The 1216-nt window shown below is 36.3% G+C and carries 1 protein-coding gene; it reads right to left on the bottom strand.

All coding sequences use genetic code 11. From position 1 onward, the window contains the following. Window positions 1–18: 18 nt before the first annotated feature. Window positions 19–1139, bottom strand: a protein-coding gene (locus tag ACE199_RS23480) for an IS3 family transposase (RefSeq protein ID WP_375351917.1) whose coding sequence is annotated in 2 segments (ribosomal slippage) — window positions 19–890 and window positions 890–1139 — 1122 coding nt in all. Because the reading frame shifts where the segments join, the coding sequence is not laid out codon by codon here. Window positions 1140–1216 lie beyond the last annotated feature (77 nt).

The following is a 1216-nucleotide window of genomic DNA, read 5'->3' as shown; positions in this document are numbered from 1 at the left end:
TGGACTGTCAACACTAAACTAAACAACTTTTTTAAGGTGTTCAAGTTTATATTGAATTGGGCTCGTGTAGTTTAGCGTCCCATGGATTCTAATATGATTGTACCAATGGATATAATCCATTAATTCCAGTTCTAATTCTTCTAAACTATCAAAATAGCGACCTTTGACAAACTCTGTCTTAAAGATTTTGAAAGTAGCTTCCGCTACTGCGTTATCATATGGACAGCCTTTCAAGCTTAATGACCGTTTGATTTTAAATGTCGCTAATGCTTCATCAATTAATTTGTTTTTGAACTCATTTCCTCGGTCAGTATGGAAGAGATTGATCCGATTTAAATCGCCATGTATCGAAGATAGTGCTCGATAGACTAGTTGTGCATCTTTGTTTGGACCAGCACTGAAACCAATGATTTCTCGATTAAAGAGATCAACAAATAAACATACGTAATTCCATTTTTGATTGACTCTAACGTATGTTAAATCGCTTACGACGACAGCTCTTTCTTGCTTCTGGTTAAACTCTCGGTTTAACTCATTTTGAACGGTAGAATCATTACATGTATCTTTATGAGGTTTGAACTGAGCTATAGTATAAGAAGACACTAATCCCTGCTCATTCATAATCCTTCCGATACGACGCCTTGAAACCACATGCCCCTGTTTCTTCAGTTCTACTTTGATTTTACGTGTGCCGTAATTCTGCCGATTGGAACGGAAGATTTCCATTATTTTAGAAGTGAGAACATCTTCAGATGCTCTTTCTTTTGCTTCATAGTAGTAGGTGCTTCTTGAAAGTTGAAGGACTTTACACATGGCTGATATCGAGTATTTGTGCTGATTATTTTTAATCACATTTACTTTCGTCCTAGTATCAGCGCAGCTTGCTTTAAAATGTCGTTCTCCATTTGTAACTGTTTTAATTGCTTACGGAGCTCTATTAGTTCTAATTCTTCTGGCGATCGATTATCAGATTCTTTAAAAGAACCGGAGGTTTTATATTGGGATATCCACTTATCTAAAGACGATGGTGTTAGACTGTACTCCTGAATGAGATCTTTCCTTGGTTTCCCATTCATATATAGCTGTACCATTTGTTGTTTAAATTCTTGTGTAAATGTTCTCCGCTCTCTTTTGGTCATGGTAGGTTCTCCTCGTTTATATTAACTGTAGTCTACTTGACCTTAAAATTTCTGTCCAACTAAGTGTAGCCTATCCA

Source organism: Peribacillus sp. Hz7, from assembly GCF_042136355.1.
Classification (GTDB): domain Bacteria; phylum Bacillota; class Bacilli; order Bacillales; family DSM-1321; genus Peribacillus; species Peribacillus asahii_A.
Note: the sequence above shows the minus strand (reverse complement) of the source record. Positions and strands in the feature narration are given on the sequence as shown.